This is a genomic window from Psychrobacter sp. Arc29 (assembly GCF_041431175.1).
Lineage (GTDB): Bacteria > Pseudomonadota > Gammaproteobacteria > Pseudomonadales > Moraxellaceae > Psychrobacter.
Map to the genome: position 1 here is coordinate 138,405 of NZ_JASMRR010000001.1, position 15,195 is coordinate 153,599.

A 15,195-nucleotide genomic window follows, 5' to 3' on the forward strand; every position below is an offset into this window, starting at 1 on the left:
TGGCTGGGCGGCTTTGGTCCATTTTATTTATTTATGTTTGAGACTTTTTATGAGATTAAAAAAACAATACCTCACTCTGATGCCGGCACTAGTGATGGTCGGGTGTACGAGCCAGCAAGCCATGCAAAAAAAGCCTGTCCGTCAAGGTGGCGTTGAGATTACTCAAACCCAAACCGTGCAGGTGAAGCCAACACCAGCGCCAGTTATTAAGCCACAGCCCGCCCCAAAGACAAGCTATAGCAGCTTTTCTGATTGGAAATCAGACTTTTCTATGCGTGCAATATCTTCAGGCTATGATACTGGAGTCATTCGCCGATTGCTCGATTCCGCTTATCTGAATCAGCAAGTTATCTCACTAGACTCAGGACAGCCTGAGTTTTCTAAGATGCCTTGGGAGTATGTGGACTCTGCTGTCTCTAGTGGGCGTGTGAGCGTAGGTAAGCGCAAATTTGCAGAGCAGCGTGCGTTCTTGTCTCAATTAGAATCGCAGTACGGTGTTGATGCAGAGATTGTCGCAGCAATATGGGGTATGGAGTCGTCATATGGCGCGGTCACGGGTAATAGTGATTTGCCAAGCTCGCTTGCCAGTCTGGCCTACGATGGTCGTCGTCAAGAATTTGCAGAAGCTCAGCTATTATCCTTAGCGACGCTACTTCAGCGTGGCGACGTATCATGGTCGCAACTGGATGGTTCTTGGGCAGGTGGCATGGGACAAACACAGTTTATTCCTGAGACTTGGCTCAAGCAAGGCGTTGATGGCGATGGTAATGGTCATCGCAATCCTTGGGCCACAGGCGATGCACTCGCTTCTACCGCCAACTATCTGAGCAACTCAGGCTGGGTGCGTGGTCTAGCGCCTTTTTATGAGGCGACTGTACCTGCTTCGTTTGATTATTCAATGATGGGCAGTAAGCAACCTGCGGCTAGATGGGCGGCGATGGGTGTCGATACGATAGATGATGTCTATTTAGATGCCGATACTCAGATGGAGCTGTGGTTGCCAGCTGGTAAAGATGGTCCCGTATTGCTGCTAAGCCCAAACTTTGATGTTATCAAGGTTTACAATAACTCGTCGAGTTATGCGCTAGGGGTGAGCCTGTTAGGCAAAACGATTGATGGACAAAGTGGTCTGCGAAAATCATGGCCCCGCTATGAGCGTCCGTTGTCAACCACGCAAGTGACCAACTTACAGCGCCGTTTGACTAGCATGGGTTACGACACCAAAGGTGCTGACGGTATCGTGGGCACCAATACTCGTATGGCATTTCAGCGCTGGCAAGCAGATAATGGGCAAACGCCAGATGGATTTATCACCCAAAATAGCGCCTCTTCATTGGCTGGCTGGTGAGGTAAGCTGACGGTATTTATACACCGTATGAAGATCGCGATTCATAATCGCTTTTAGCCATTATGAATCAGTCATTAATCATCAATTAAGCATGTTACCTTGCTCTACAAAAAGCACCTTGCCAAGGTGCTTTTTTTGCCTCAGGCTATGTCTGATTTTGCTGAAATTTATTGAATGAATAAATATTGTGATACTCATCAAATATTTGAGTTGGCTTGATCTAGCAGTCTTCAAAACTTATCAGGACAAGGTTAATACAAGAAAATCGATACTGTGAATGATAGACTCTAAAGATAGCTTTTAATAATAAAGATTCAATCACAAATAATGAGAACGACCAAAAGAGCATACCTTTATGATTACCATGGAAGAACTACAAGCGGCAATAAAGCTGCGTATCAATAATTATAATAATAATACTGACTTCCCGCTTCACAACAGAGCTATCAATACCTGCGATCTATTAGACAGTCGTAACTACATATTAGCGCAAGATATCGCCTCACCCTTTGATGTACCAAGGCAGAATCTATCTGCGATGGATGGCTATGCTATTGCTAGAGGTAGCGAGCTGTCAGAAGGTAATACGATCGAGATCATCGGAGAGTCTCAAGCGGGCAGTGCTTACATTGGTGAGACAATAGCAGGGCAGGGCGTCCGTATTTTTACTGGTGCAGTGGTGCCTGATTGTTGTGATACAGTCATTATGCAAGAGAATACCAACTTTGCTGATATCAAAACGACCATCGATAAATCTCAACCTTACAGCATAACGCTCACGCAAACGGCCGAAGCCAACGATAATATCCGTGCGCAAGGCGAAGAGATTGAGTCTGGCGAAGCTGTACTAAAGATAGGAAAACGACTCAATCCTGCCGATATCAGCTTGCTGGCAAATCTGGGTGTCAGCGAAGTGAGCGTGTTTCAGCCACTCGTCGTCGGTGTGCTCGCGACAGGCGATGAGCTCGTCGCTATTGGCGATGAGCTGAAACATTTAGCCCAGATATACAACTCCAACACCCCAACGCTCAAAAGCCTACTGTCGGACTTGCCTATAATCATTCGTGATTATGGCATCATTCCTGATGATTTGGATAAGACGACAGCTGCGGTCAATGAAGCCATGCAAGCTTGTGATGTGCTGATATCGACAGCAGGCGTCTCAGTCGGCGATTATGATTTTCTGACAACCGTGATCGAAACACTTGGGCAAATCAACCACTACAAAGTGGCGATGAAACCTGGTAAACCGTTTGTATTTGGCGAGTTAAATAAAAATCTCGATAAGCCCGTATTGTATTTTGGTCTACCGGGTAATCCGCTTTCGACGGTGGTGGGCGCGCTACAGTTTGTGATACCCGCATTATGGCAGATGTCAGGTGCGAGTGTGTCCGAGCAGCCGATGCCCCTAACGATTAAAGCTAAACTCACAAATGACATCAAAAAATCACCCGGCCGCAAAGACTTTCAGCGCGGCGTATTGTCACAAGATGAGGCGGGTAATCACCAAGTTGAGTGCTTTTCAAGTCAACAATCACACAGAATAAAACAGCTGAGCCGCGCCAATTGCTTTATTGTATTAGACAAAGACAGCGGTAATATATCATCTGGTGATAAGGTTACCGTACAACCGTTTCCTTGGTTACATCGCTAATTCATCGTTTGCCAATCTGCTATAAAACGATGGAACGAAATTAAAAAGCAATCTAGCAATGGGATGCTAAACACGAATAATAAAGTAACGCTTATGGCAAGCAATACTGATGGCAGTAATATATGAATGAAGACAATATCAAAATAGACAGACCGCAACTGTATTCTCCTGCGTCAGCACCTGTGCTGTCTGACAGCTATATAACGTCTGCTCTAATGATGCCGATTGATCAGGCAACCCAAGTCCATCAGCCTTTAACTGACGGGTTCGCACGGCGTCTGACGTATCTGCGTCTATCTATTACTGATTTTTGTAATTTTCGCTGCGAGTACTGTTTGCCAAATGGTTATCAAGGCAAACGTCCTGATGATGAGTTGAGCGTTTCTGAAATTGCGACATTGGTGCGCGGCTTTGCCCAAGTAGGTACCAAAAAAGTGAGAATTACGGGCGGCGAGCCATCCATTCGCCGTGATGTTGTCGAAATTATCGAAACCATTAAACAGATTGATGGTATTGAAACAGTGGCGATGACCAGTAATGCTTATAAGTTAGGCAAGCACTTGGCTAGCTGGCAAGCGGCTGGACTCGATCAGCTCAATATCAGTATGGACAGTTTTGATGCGGCTACTTTTCACAAAATGACAGGTTTTGATACCTTGCCGCAGATACTGGCGGATATGGATATCTTGCTAGAAACGACGGATATCAAACTCAAAATAAATAGCGTCTTGATGGCAGAGACTGCCTTTGAAAACCTGATCGCCGCGATCGACTACGTCAAAGATAGGCAAGTGACCTATCGTTTTATTGAGTTTATGCAGACCAGTGACAATAGCGACTTGTTTTTTGCCCAACATGCTCAGTCTGATATCATCACGGATTATTTGTTAGATCATGGTTGGCAGCCACACGAGCGTGGTAGTGCCGATGGTCCAGCGGTCGAGTACAGTCACCCTGATTATGTCGGCCGTATTGGTATGATTGCGCCTTATGCTGCGCACTTTTGTGATACTTGTAACCGCTTGCGAGTCAGTAGTCAGGGCAAGGTGCATCTGTGCTTATTTGACCAAGGTAATTATGATATTCGGCCATACTTACAGCAGGACGATATCCAAGGACTGGTAAACACTTTACATAGCTTTATGCCGATTAAGCCTGAGCATCATCATCTGCATGACTCGAACAGTGGCATCATGCACAATCTCTCGATAATCGGTGGTTAAGGCATTCTCAGTCCTTAATCATGATGCTAACCGATGCTGTTTTTGCTATAGCTTTTCTTACATAAGCTTTTTTTAATACAATTATAAAATTATATCTATAAAGGATCTTTTATGAGTAAGTCTGCTGCACCATTTACACCTCTTAATATTGCGGTCTTGACTGTTTCTGATAGCCGTACGCTGGCAGAAGACACATCAGGTCAGTATTTAGTAGATAGTTTGACCGAAGCAGGGCATCATTTGGCAGACCGTCAGCTCATCACTGATGATATTTACCAGATTCGCGCCGTGATTAGTGGCTGGATTGCCAGCCCAGACGTGCACGCGGTCATCACCACAGGTGGTACAGGGTTCTTTATTAGAGATAGTATGCCAGAAGCCGTCAGCGTACTATTCGATAAGTCGATTGATGGTTTTGGTGAGATGTTCCGTTTGATCTCAAAAGATGAGATAGGCATGTCTACGGTGCAGTCGCGGGCAGTGGCTGGTATGGCCAATGGTACTGGTATATTTTGTCTACCAGGTTCGTCTGGCGCATGCCGTACAGGGTGGGAAAATATCCTAAAAGAGCAGTTTGATAGCCGTACTCGTCCGTGCAATTTTGTACCGCATTTTTTGGCGCAAAATCCCAGTCATGACTGATTTATAAATAATTAATGATAAATGATTAAGCCATGACGGCTATTTAACTAAAACTGATAGACGGTGGCATCATGACAGCGTGCTCAAACAGTTCGGACAATTTGGTAGGTATAGTTATTTTAGCTGGCGGAGCATCCAAACGTATGGGAACACCAAAGGCGACGCTCACTCTGCCGACAGGTGAGCAGCTGCTAAATTATCATGTTCGTCATGCCAGCGAGTTGCAAGTTCCTATTTTGATTGCGGATAATGGGCGCGGCTTTCATCTTGGTTTAGATATCAATTCGTCTACACCCAAGTCGCCTGTGATGCCTATTGCTGACTATGGTTCTGATTTTGACGCGGATAATAATGAGCAGATTCGTACAGGCGGTGCTTTAGTTGCTATCGAATCAGCATTGCAAACATTGACTGGCTCGAATAATCTGTTTACAACTAACAATCAGCATGCATCGTGGCTATTGGTAATGAGTTGTGACAGCTTAATACCCGCAACCGATTTGTGGCAAAAACTGCAACACTCGATTACTCCAGCTTCTGATAAGCGCGTCATTTGCTTAAAAGATGACAGTCATTTATATCCACTATTAGGACTTTATCATTTAGACATTAAACCTGATTTGAGAGCTTATATTGATACAGGTGCGCGTCGCGTCATACCATTTATTCAGCCGATGGTAAAAACCGTGCCATTTACTCAGGACTGGCAGCATTTAACCAATTTCAATACCCCTAAAGATTTTAAGCAGGCGTGTGCCGCGCTACTAAAACAATAAAAATACCGATAAAGAGATTACTAAGAAAAGGCTATATCAATGAGTAACAGCGTTCAGACAAATCACCAATCTGCTTTATCACACTTAGATGGTAATGGTGACATCACGATGGTTGATGTCAGTGGCAAAATCGCAACGATGCGAGAGGCAAATGCGACGGGACAGGTTTGTTTTCCGAGCGAGATTTATGCGCAAATTAAAGCAGCTGATGGTATGACCAAAAAAGGCAGCATTACACAAACGGCACATATTGCTGGTATTATGGCTGCCAAACGCACGCATGATCTGATACCGCTTTGTCATCCGCTGCCGCTAGATAAGATTGGCCTGACCTTTGCATATGATGATGCGCTGAGCAGTATTACCGTCAGTGCGGTGGTTAAAGTCACGCACAAAACGGGGGTTGAGATGGAAGCGCTAACCGCCGTAAGCGTTGCCTGCTTGACCATCTATGATATGACCAAAGCGTTATCGCATGACATCGTTATAGATGATATTCATCTGGTTAAAAAGATAGGTGGTAAGTCAGACTATACTCATGCTTAGTATGAAAACAATGAGTTCATAACTAGAGAAATACCGAATATCAAGCAAGGACGCTTGCAAAAAAAGGAAAGGTTTATGAGTACTATTGAGACAAAAGCTGATATCGAATCAACGATGGACATTAACGTCATGTATTTTGCCAGTTTGGCGGACGAGGCCAACTGTCAGCAAGAGACTGTCAAATTACCCCAAAACACCTCATTAACTGAACTATACGAACAGCTCAGTCAAAAGCATCGTTTTAGCCGTTCGCAAGCAGAGCTACGCGTCGCAGTGAACGATTATTTCGCTAAATGGACAGATCAAATCAATGACGGCGATAGCGTGGTTTTTATCACCCCAGTCGCTGGTGGTTAGACACACATTTATAAGCGGCTATAAGCCACAAGTAGAGCAGACAGAGAAAAGAAATGACAGATAACGTCCATAACCACTCAATGACTATCAAACGCAGTAGCGATGAAGCCTACCTTATTGCTGAGCGCGACGGTTTTGCATTGCTCGATATTGCAATTGACGAAAATAAGCTCAAAAGTACATTAGATAATGATAGCTGCGGTGCGTTTGTTTGCTTTGAAGGGCGTGTGCGTAATCATAATAATGCCACGAGCGTTGATCGCCTTACGTATTACGGTTATGAAGATTTGGCAATCAATCAAGGCCGCGCTATCATAGAAGAGGCCAAAAAGCGCTTTGAGATCACTCATGCTATTGCCATTCATCGAATTGGTGCGCTAGAGATTGGTGATGTGGCTGTGTGGGTTGGGGTAGTGTCGGCGCATCGCTATCCAGCATTTGATGCCTGCCGCTGGATACTAGATACCATCAAAGCGGACATTCCGGTCTGGAAGCAAGAGTATTACGAAGATGACTCGTCTAAATGGCTCAGCAATAATGGATAGGTCACTAGCTGCTATTAGTGCCTCTGCGTGTTTGCTATTGGCATTAAGTGCTTGTACAGCAGATAAAAATACGAATGCAGAATCGGCGACTGCGACAAGTGCTCAGCACCAGACACTACGTATCGCTGCGGCAGCCAACTTATCTGATGTCCTACCTAATATCATTGATAGCTATCAAACGGATAGTAATATATCGAATCAAGACAACTTAGATATCGAAGTCACTTACGCGTCATCTGGCAAACTGTATGCTCAAATCAAGGCAGGGGCGCCTTATGATATATTTTTGTCTGCCAATCAAGAGTTCCCTGCAAAGCTTGCTGATGAAAGTATCTCTGACAATACCGATAAGAATAATAAATCTGCCTCGCCATTTACCTATACTAGAGGTCAGTTGGCACTCTATAGTGTCACAAAAACTTTAAATGATTTTACGCCAGCATCGCTTCTTGACGCGTTTACAAGTGCTAGTTTCACAGATGATAGCAAGATTTCTATTGCCAATCCTGAACTTGCCCCTTATGGGGCATCTGCAAAAGCCTATCTGCAATCACAAAAGATGTATGACAAATTAAATGCACAAAAAAGCCTGATACAGGCAGAGAATATTGGCCAAGCATTTCAATACGCCCATACAGGCAGCGTGGACTATGGTTTTGTGGCGCAGTCTCAACTTGTCGCGATAAAAGCCAAACCTGAGCAGTTCATTACTTTACCATCGGCATCCTATCCAGCCATCTTACAAGATGGTGTCGTTATCAATAACACAGTCACAGCAGCGGCATTTACTGATTACTTGCGCTCGGATGCAGGACAACAGCACTTCGCGCAGGCAGGCTACCTGTCCATCCAATAAGTCGTTAGACTAGACCCTCTACCTATAGAACGAGCCGTGACATTATATGATCGATCAGTCTCTTATGTCAGATATGCTCAGTCCATTTTGGGTGAGCATTAAGCTCGCTTCTGTCACGACCTTGTGCTTACTGTTGTTTGCAACCCCTATGGCTTATTGGCTTGCCAAACCAAGTCGAAAGAAGGCAGTTGGGCGTTTCAAAATTCTACTCATGGGCATTATTGCCATGCCTCTAGTACTACCACCTACGGTTATAGGTTTTTATTTATTATTACTGCTAAGTCCAAGTATGGGTATCGGTAAATGGCTTATTGAGCACAATATTAGTCCGCTTATTTTTACCTTTGAAGGTCTAGTGGTTGGCTCTATTATTTACTCACTGCCTTTTTATATACAGCCAGTGTATGCACAGTTTTTGCGTATTCCTCAAAGTGTCACTGAAGTCGCGCATCTGTTAGAGCCCAGTCGTCTGCGCCGCTTTATCAAAATCTCCCTACCGCAAGCACGCGTGGGTATTATTTTGGGTAGTTTGGTGAGCTTTGCTCATACCATTGGTGAGTTCGGTGTGGTGCTAATGATAGGTGGCAGTATCTCAGGTGAGACCAAGGTGGTATCGATTGCGATATATGAGCAAGTAGAAGCGCTCAACTATGAGGCGGCGCATATGATGTCCGGTATTTTGATTATCATGGGCGTAGTGATGGTGGCGTTGATTGCTAGTGTGAGTCGCATGAGTCAGCGTCCATAGTGCTAAAATACCTGCACGTCCGTTGGATGATTATAACTATTGCTAATACAAAATAGATGCTTATCGAGATGTAGTTATATTAGAGGGAACATAGACAAAAAACGCAGACACAAAAAAACCCCAAACAATCTAATGCTTGAGGCGAAACTTGCTTAAACTTAACAGTTTAAATTCGTTTTAAATATGGCGCAGCGGACGGGACTCGAACCCGCGACCCCCGGCGTGACAGGCCGGTATTCTAACCAACTGAACTACCGCTGCTTAGGTCTCTTAGCTTGTTTAGCCACTTGCTAAGAAGTGGTGGGTGATGACGGATTCGAACCGCCGACATTCTGCGTGTAAGGCAGACGCTCTACCAACTGAGCTAATCACCCTTCGAACAATTGCGATGCAATTTATTCAACATCAACTGAGCCCTATGTTTGTCACTAAGCTCTGCTGCTGTGGGTGTGTATTATATAGATTTACACTTGGCTGTCAAACGTTATTTTAACTATTTTATGAAATAATCGGAAATAAATTTTTAATGGTATTAAAAACAGTAATATATGGTAGACGATTACTTATGTTTTTTAGAGGTAGGTTATGATTGTTAGCAGTTGTTTGACAGCGAAAAGCTACTATACTACGGATACTTTGTTTTTTGAGCGTGATTGAGGGAGGCCAGCATAGATATTTTTACGATTGGGCAGATCTTCACTAACTGGACGTGGGGAGAGTACGCAGGCCTAGGTCTGATATTTCATATTGTGCTGATGATTGTTATGACGTTACGCGTTGTATCAGTGCAGCGTAATATTGGTGTATCTATTGCTTGGATTGCAGTGCTTTATACCGTACCCGTGTTCGGTCTGATTGCGTACATACTACTGGGCGAGCCGATGATTGGACGACGCTACCGTGAGCGCGTGGATCAAGCAAGCATCATGATGAATGACATGGCACGGCGCGAACATCTGGTGTTTGATAAAGGACAAGATCTGCTACCCATCGAATACCGCGGTGTGAGCCAAATAGGAACGCGCTGGACAGGGCTAGGAGTATTTCCCGATCATCAAATGCAGTTGTTAACAGATCCTGCATCAATTTTTCAGCGTTTGATTGAGGATATCCATGCAGCGCAGCGCATTGTTTTTATGGAGTTTTATATTGTATATCCCAAAGGAAAAGTGCTCGATGTGATAGAGGCGTTGTCGGTAGCCGCTCAGCGCGGTGTTGAGTGTCACATATTGGCTGATAGTGTGGGTAGCTTTAGTTTTATTAATAGTAGTGCCCATCGTAAATTAGAAAAAGCCGGTGTGTTTGTTCATCAGTCGCTGCCAGTGGGACTACTCAAAACACTATTTAAGCGTTCGGATTTGCGTAATCACCGTAAGATGGTGGTCATTGACGAATATATTGGCTATATCGGTAGCTTTAATTTGGTCGATCCGAGGTTTTTTAAACAAAATAAAAATGTCGGACAGTGGATTGATGTGGCGATCAGAACCACCAGCCAGCACTCTATTAGTATCAATACCGCCATGGCCAAAGTTATTGTTACTGATATTGGTGCCGAAAATAACGACAATCTCGCTGAGCTACATCAGCGAGTTAACAATTACACGCGTAAATTGTATGTGATGGACCCAACTATCAACGATCTGAATAGTCGAGTAAAGGTGTTGGGCGATACGATTGATTATCATGAGCAGCCAGATATCGGTAGTACTTCAATTGTGATACCAAAGATGCCTGTAGTAGACAAGGTGATGGCACAGCTCATACCGTCAGCACCGCAGCTGACAGCGCATGTAATTTACAACACGTTAGTGACTGTGATTCACCGTGCCAATAAGCGCATACGTATCACCACCCCATACTTCGTACCCGATGAGTCGCTATCAGGTGCACTGACGATAGCGGCAAAGCGCGGCGTTGAGGTGACGATTATTGTTCCTGAAAAAGTCGATTCGTTCCTTGTGCAGCATGCTTCACAAGCTTATTATCAAGAGCTGCTGGATGCCGGCGTGACTATTGCGCTATTTCGAGGGGGGTTGCTACATGCAAAAACCGTGGTCATCGATGACGACTACTGCCTGTTTGGTACGGTCAATATTGATATGCGCAGTTTTTATTTAAATATGGAAGTCAGCTTAGCGATTTATACGCCAGAGATGGTCGCTCAAGTGGCTGACTGTCAAGAAATATATTTACAAAGTTGCCGTATTTTGGACAATGAAGAGTGGCAGCAGCGCCATGGATCAAAACGCTTATTTGATAATGTTGTACGCTTGTTTAGTCCTTTATTGTAGCGCGCTCAATTTTAGGTTAAGGTAACCTGTCCGTGTTTTTTATGCTCATATTTTTAATCATTATCATTGCCTCTATAATCAACTTATCTAAAAAAGGACACGTCTGTCTATGTCTGCCTCGCCCTTAACACCACTCGATTATATTGCAGAAGGCTACTGGCAAGATTTCTTAGCTGGGCGTCCTATCGCAGGTGGTATCGCGTATGAGACACATCTGCATAATTGTGCGCTAGATGAGTCGCTTGAGAGCTTACAGCGTATCGACACGCTATTGTCTCAGGTACGCCGTGACATGATCAAAGGCAGTATATGGGACGAGGCGACGTTACTCGTCGATGAGCACTATCGCAACTTTATGGTGTTTTTGGCATTTTATGCAGGTCGCGTATTGGCACAGCAGTGGGAAAATAGACCACGCTGGTATGGTCAGTTTGAGCTACGTAAGCGTTATCCTGAGCTGTCATTAATTACCGATGACTTTTATCAGCATATGGCGGTTGGCTATGGTGATAATAATGCGGCTACTGATGCTCTGCCTTTATTTTTTGCATTAGAGCCAATAGGGCTGCGTCTATTTGGCAATATTGATCGGCCGTTTGAAGCGGTACAAGGTGGACAAGCGGCGAGTGGACTATACCAAGCAGTTAGCGCAAGATTGCCAGATTTATCGGATCAAGCGAGTAATCCAGATACTCTTAGTTATTTAAAGACTGGGTCAGCAACGCATAATACGACCCAAAGTATTCACTCAATGACAGATTCGAGTACGACTATTAGTACAAGTCAACCTGCTAATCACTATGAGCCGTCAGAGGACGTACCGGTAAATAATGAATTGGCTGATGTTAATGTAGTATCAGCCAATATCAAGCGACCTTCTGCTGCAACTACTGTATCTGAGCTATCGGAAAGTACCGCGCCGCACCAACCAGAGCTTCAAATAAAACCTGAGCTGACGAAGGTAGAGTCGCCAGTTATTAAGCCTAAGTCATCTGTAAAAACCCCACCGACACCAGAAATGTTTACGCAGCTGCTCATAGAGCTAGACGAGATTGAGGTGCCGCAAATCGCAGGCGTGACTGAATATCAGCAAGCTTGCAAAGTCCTCGATCAGTTTGAGCGGCACATTGCCAAGCAGGATAAACCGCGTAGCCAAGTTGTGTTTTCAGACAACCATATAGCAGCAAAAAACAAAGCATTGCTAGCATTAGAGGCGGCTGCAGAAGCGGGTAATACGGCTGCTATGCTGCGCTTCGCCATGTATGAGTTACTTGGCGAAGGACTCACGGCAGATGATGAGGAAGCTAAAAAATCTGGTATAGAATGGGTGAAGCAAGCCGCTAGCAAAAATGACAGCCGTGCCCAGCGTTTACTTAGCAAGCTGTACTATCAAGGGGTAGGCATGTCGCAAGATATTGATAGTGGTAAATACTGGCTAGAGCAAGCGGCAGATAATGGTCATATAGAGGCGGCAAACCTTGTGTCTCAATGGGAGCAAGCGCAAGCGCTGATCACGACGCAAAAACAAGAACAACACAGCATCAAGCGCTATCAGTTACTGTTTGGTGCAGTGATCGTGGTCGCAGTACTGATACTGATTATCGTCTAATCGCTATTTACTCAGTAAACTTTTAAAAGTTTATGGTTACGCGCTGATTTCAGGTAGAATTGGCGCGTTTTTACATTTACCCTCCTGCTGTTTGATTCATTACTAATTTGGGCTACTCCATGCCATCATCTCATATTCCATCTGACGCCTCGTCCAACTCCACTGATACCATGCTACTAGACAATAGGCCACTGACTGACCGAGCGGTGTACCAGACGCCATTTTATTATCAGTTTCTGATCGGTATGCTAAAACCACTATACCGTCTGCAAGTATGGCGCCGCTCTCACAAACGTGACAATTATCAGCAAGAAGTTGCTCAGCGTTTTGGCAAGCAGTATCCACCGCGTCCAGCGACTACTGGTCACAGTAATAACAGTAATAAAGGTGTGATTTGGTGTCATGCGGTATCGCTAGGTGAGACCAATACGGTTGCGCCTTTATTAGACGCATTACTGGCTAGTGGCTATCAGATATGGTTGACCAACACCACGCAGACAGGATTTGCTCGCGGTGCCAGTCGGTTTGCAGATGAAATCGCTCAAAACCGCATGAGCCACAGCTATGTCCCCGTTGATACTCCTGCCGTGATTGAGACATTTTTGACGCATGTACAGCCTATCGCCGCGCTGTTTGTCGAAACTGAACTATGGGCGAATATCTTGACCAAGCTTGCTGAGCATCAGATACCAAGTATTCTAGTCAATGGTCGTCTCTCGGCCTCTTCTTTTAAAAGTTACCAAAAAATCGGTGCGGTGAGTACTAGCATGATGAAAAACCTTGCGCTCATCATTGCGCAAGACAGCGATTCTGCCAAACGCTTTCGTCAATTAGGGGCGGATAGCGCACAGATCCGCGTGGCAGGGTCGCTAAAGTGGGTCATCAATACGCCCAAAATTGATGTGGAAGCTATTAATTCCGATAACCTGATTGTTGATGCAAAAGATGCAAGTGCGCAGATACCCTCTAAGAAAAATGTGCTTGCTAAAAAAAATGAGCTGGCAAAAGCGTTTGCGATAGCAGACCGACCAGTTTGGGTGGCAGCAAGCACTCATAACGGCGAAGAAGAGACGGCGCTATCGTTACATCAGCAGCTATTGTCACGGCCAGCATTAGCCAATACGTTGCTTATCATCGTGCCTAGGCATCCTGAACGCTTTGATGAAGTTGCAGCATTGATCCAAAAAACTGGTCTAACAATGGCACGCCGCAGTCTTGATGAGGGCATCAATGTAAATACGCAAGTCTATCTGGCGGACAGCATGGGTGAGATGATGACTTGGTATACACTGGCAAATGTCGCATTGGTTGGAGGGTCGCTAGTAGACATAGGCGGACACAACCCAGTTGAACCTGCGAGCGTGGCAACGCCTATTATCATGGGTCGTTACACCCAATCGTGTCAAAGCGTGGTCGATAAGCTGGCCGAAGTAGGTGCGTTATATCAGCCAAACAATCAGTTTTATCGTCCAATTACGATAAATGGCTCAAATGAGAGCGCTAAAAGTACAGTAAATCATCAGCATGGTACTGATAGCACTGATGACATAGCACTTATTTATCAGCGGCTAGAGGTGTGGTTAAGTGATTTATCATTAGCGATGCAGGCAGGGCAAGCTGGCGAGACAATAACCGTACAGCAGCAAGCGGTGTTGACTCGTCAGTTTACGATGATTGAGGACGTTATTGAGCAATATTCTCCCCAAAATTTAGGGCAAGAGATATTATGAATTGCATATTACTGCCCGTTGAAAACTTCTCTGCAAACACGGCAAAGATCAATGACTTGGTGCAAGTCGACCATGTCAATAACATACTGGGCGCAAAAGTCGGTGACACGCTCAAAATAGGCCAGCTCGGTGGCAATCTTGGTACGGCTGTTATTGAGAAAATGGCCTCTGATAATATTCAGTTATGTGATGTTCAGCTCACTATCATCCCGCCTGCCAAACTGGATCTGACGGTTGTTTTAGCATTGCCACGGCCAAAAGTATTGCGGCGTTTGATTATGGATATGACGGCGCTTGGCGTACGCGATATTGTACTTGTTAACAGCTATCGCACGCAAAAAAGCTATTGGCAAAGTCCGATGCTTGAGCGTCTTGATGAGTTTGTATTAGAAGGGCTACAACAAGGGGTTGATACCATTGCACCTCGTATTGCGCTGCAAAAACGCTTTAAGCCATTTGTCGAGGACACGCTTACCAGTTTGGTAAGTAATCAAGCCATCGTCGCACACCCTTATGCTGAGCAGTCATTTTCTGAGTTTCGACAATTAGATATAAAGCTGGAATTGCCCAGTTTGGTCTGCATCGGCGCTGAAGGCGGTTGGATCGATTATGAGATAGCGCTACTCACCGCACACGGGTGCACGCCAGTACATATAGGGCCGCGTATATTACGTACAGAAGCGGCGGTCAATGTTATGTTAGGGCAGTGGTTGCTCTAAATTGGTTTGGCATTCGTTCGTTAACGTATTCAGCCTTCATAAGACTAAGTTTTGACAAATGATAAGTAACTAATAAGCCAAATAATTTCAGCATCTTGGGTTAGATAAATGTATTGATAATTAATCTCATTTCTATTAGTATGTTGTT

14 protein-coding genes and 2 tRNA genes are annotated in these 15,195 nt (G+C 44.8%); 14 read left to right on the forward strand and 2 right to left on the reverse strand.

The window, feature by feature from the left end:
* Positions 1–49 precede the first annotated feature (49 nt).
* The 10 genes from QO189_RS00600 (at position 50) to modB (ending at position 8,695) form a co-directional block, all read left to right on the forward strand.
* Positions 50–1,348 (forward strand): lytic murein transglycosylase, encoded by a 1,299-nt coding sequence (locus QO189_RS00600; RefSeq protein WP_371531081.1) that lies wholly within the window; start codon positions 50–52, stop codon positions 1,346–1,348.
* Between the two features lie 355 nt (positions 1,349–1,703).
* Complete coding sequence (gene glp / locus QO189_RS00605; RefSeq protein WP_371531083.1) at positions 1,704–3,002, forward strand: gephyrin-like molybdotransferase Glp; 1,299 nt, start codon at positions 1,704–1,706, stop codon at positions 3,000–3,002.
* 122 nt (positions 3,003–3,124) lie between these two features.
* Positions 3,125–4,225, forward strand: coding sequence for a GTP 3',8-cyclase MoaA (moaA, locus tag QO189_RS00610; RefSeq protein ID WP_371531085.1), 1,101 nt, complete (start codon positions 3,125–3,127; stop codon positions 4,223–4,225).
* 111 nt (positions 4,226–4,336) lie between these two features.
* Positions 4,337–4,867, forward strand: a complete 531-nt coding sequence (gene moaB, locus QO189_RS00615) for a molybdenum cofactor biosynthesis protein B (protein ID WP_371531087.1) — start codon at positions 4,337–4,339, stop codon at positions 4,865–4,867.
* Positions 4,868–4,938: 71 nt separating this feature from the next.
* Positions 4,939–5,643 (forward strand): molybdenum cofactor guanylyltransferase, encoded by a 705-nt coding sequence (locus QO189_RS00620; RefSeq protein WP_371531089.1) that lies wholly within the window; start codon positions 4,939–4,941, stop codon positions 5,641–5,643.
* Positions 5,644–5,682: 39 nt separating this feature from the next.
* Entirely contained in the window at positions 5,683–6,189 is a 507-nt protein-coding gene (gene moaC / locus QO189_RS00625; RefSeq protein WP_371531091.1) for a cyclic pyranopterin monophosphate synthase MoaC, read from the forward strand.
* A gap of 75 nt (positions 6,190–6,264) precedes the next feature.
* On the forward strand, positions 6,265–6,546 hold the full coding sequence (locus QO189_RS00630; protein WP_371531093.1) for a MoaD/ThiS family protein: 282 nt from the start codon (positions 6,265–6,267) through the stop codon (positions 6,544–6,546).
* Positions 6,547–6,599: 53 nt separating this feature from the next.
* Positions 6,600–7,091, forward strand: a complete 492-nt coding sequence (locus QO189_RS00635; RefSeq protein ID WP_238038473.1) for a molybdenum cofactor biosynthesis protein MoaE — start codon at positions 6,600–6,602, stop codon at positions 7,089–7,091.
* Complete coding sequence (modA, locus tag QO189_RS00640; RefSeq protein ID WP_371531095.1) at positions 7,084–7,947, forward strand: molybdate ABC transporter substrate-binding protein; 864 nt, start codon at positions 7,084–7,086, stop codon at positions 7,945–7,947. Before QO189_RS00635 ends, modA begins: the two co-directional genes overlap by 8 nt.
* 46 nt (positions 7,948–7,993) lie before the next feature.
* The gene (gene modB, locus QO189_RS00645; protein ID WP_371531097.1) at positions 7,994–8,695 is read left to right on the forward strand and encodes a molybdate ABC transporter permease subunit; all 702 of its coding nucleotides are present in this window, start codon (positions 7,994–7,996) and stop codon (positions 8,693–8,695) included.
* A 184-nt stretch (positions 8,696–8,879) separates the two neighbouring features.
* Here modB and QO189_RS00650 read toward each other — a convergent pair.
* Together QO189_RS00650 and QO189_RS00655 are read right to left on the reverse strand one after the other, a co-directional pair.
* Positions 8,880–8,956 (reverse strand) — tRNA-Asp (locus QO189_RS00650).
* Between the two features lie 37 nt (positions 8,957–8,993).
* A tRNA-Val gene (locus QO189_RS00655) sits at positions 8,994–9,069 on the reverse strand.
* A 279-nt stretch (positions 9,070–9,348) separates the two neighbouring features.
* Between QO189_RS00655 and QO189_RS00660 the strand changes: the two genes are divergently transcribed.
* From QO189_RS00660 to QO189_RS00675, 4 genes are all read left to right on the forward strand, one after another.
* Positions 9,349–10,989 carry a cardiolipin synthase gene (locus QO189_RS00660; RefSeq protein ID WP_371531099.1) on the forward strand — a complete coding sequence of 547 codons (1,641 nt, stop codon included), beginning with the start codon at positions 9,349–9,351 and terminating at the stop codon, positions 10,987–10,989.
* A gap of 109 nt (positions 10,990–11,098) precedes the next feature.
* A complete protein-coding gene (locus tag QO189_RS00665; protein WP_371531101.1) occupies positions 11,099–12,598 on the forward strand; it encodes a tetratricopeptide repeat protein in 1,500 nt (499 codons plus the stop codon).
* Positions 12,599–12,717: 119 nt separating this feature from the next.
* Positions 12,718–14,328: a 3-deoxy-D-manno-octulosonic acid transferase gene (locus tag QO189_RS00670; RefSeq protein WP_371531103.1), complete on the forward strand. Its 1,611-nt coding sequence runs from the start codon at positions 12,718–12,720 to the stop codon at positions 14,326–14,328.
* Positions 14,325–15,047: a 16S rRNA (uracil(1498)-N(3))-methyltransferase gene (locus QO189_RS00675; RefSeq protein ID WP_371531105.1), complete on the forward strand. Its 723-nt coding sequence runs from the start codon at positions 14,325–14,327 to the stop codon at positions 15,045–15,047. Before QO189_RS00670 ends, QO189_RS00675 begins: the two co-directional genes overlap by 4 nt.
* Positions 15,048–15,195: the final 148 nt, after the last annotated feature.

Bases quoted from the DNA above. Each gene is read 5' to 3' on its own strand.
- QO189_RS00635 (WP_238038473.1), top strand. From the start codon at position 6,600: ATGACAGATAACGTCCATAACCACTCAATGACTATCAAACGCAGTAGC.
- QO189_RS00620 (WP_371531089.1), top strand. From the start codon at position 4,939: ATGACAGCGTGCTCAAACAGTTCGGACAATTTGGTAGGTATAGTTATT.
- QO189_RS00665 (WP_371531101.1), top strand. From the start codon at position 11,099: ATGTCTGCCTCGCCCTTAACACCACTCGATTATATTGCAGAAGGCTAC.
- QO189_RS00600 (WP_371531081.1), top strand. From the start codon at position 50: ATGAGATTAAAAAAACAATACCTCACTCTGATGCCGGCACTAGTGATG.
- moaA (WP_371531085.1), top strand. From the start codon at position 3,125: ATGAATGAAGACAATATCAAAATAGACAGACCGCAACTGTATTCTCCT.
- modB (WP_371531097.1), top strand. From the start codon at position 7,994: ATGATCGATCAGTCTCTTATGTCAGATATGCTCAGTCCATTTTGGGTG.
- QO189_RS00670 (WP_371531103.1), top strand. From the start codon at position 12,718: ATGCCATCATCTCATATTCCATCTGACGCCTCGTCCAACTCCACTGAT.
- QO189_RS00630 (WP_371531093.1), top strand. From the start codon at position 6,265: ATGAGTACTATTGAGACAAAAGCTGATATCGAATCAACGATGGACATT.
- moaB (WP_371531087.1), top strand. From the start codon at position 4,337: ATGAGTAAGTCTGCTGCACCATTTACACCTCTTAATATTGCGGTCTTG.
- moaC (WP_371531091.1), top strand. From the start codon at position 5,683: ATGAGTAACAGCGTTCAGACAAATCACCAATCTGCTTTATCACACTTA.
- QO189_RS00675 (WP_371531105.1), top strand. From the start codon at position 14,325: ATGAATTGCATATTACTGCCCGTTGAAAACTTCTCTGCAAACACGGCA.
- modA (WP_371531095.1), top strand. From the start codon at position 7,084: ATGGATAGGTCACTAGCTGCTATTAGTGCCTCTGCGTGTTTGCTATTG.
- glp (WP_371531083.1), top strand. From the start codon at position 1,704: ATGATTACCATGGAAGAACTACAAGCGGCAATAAAGCTGCGTATCAAT.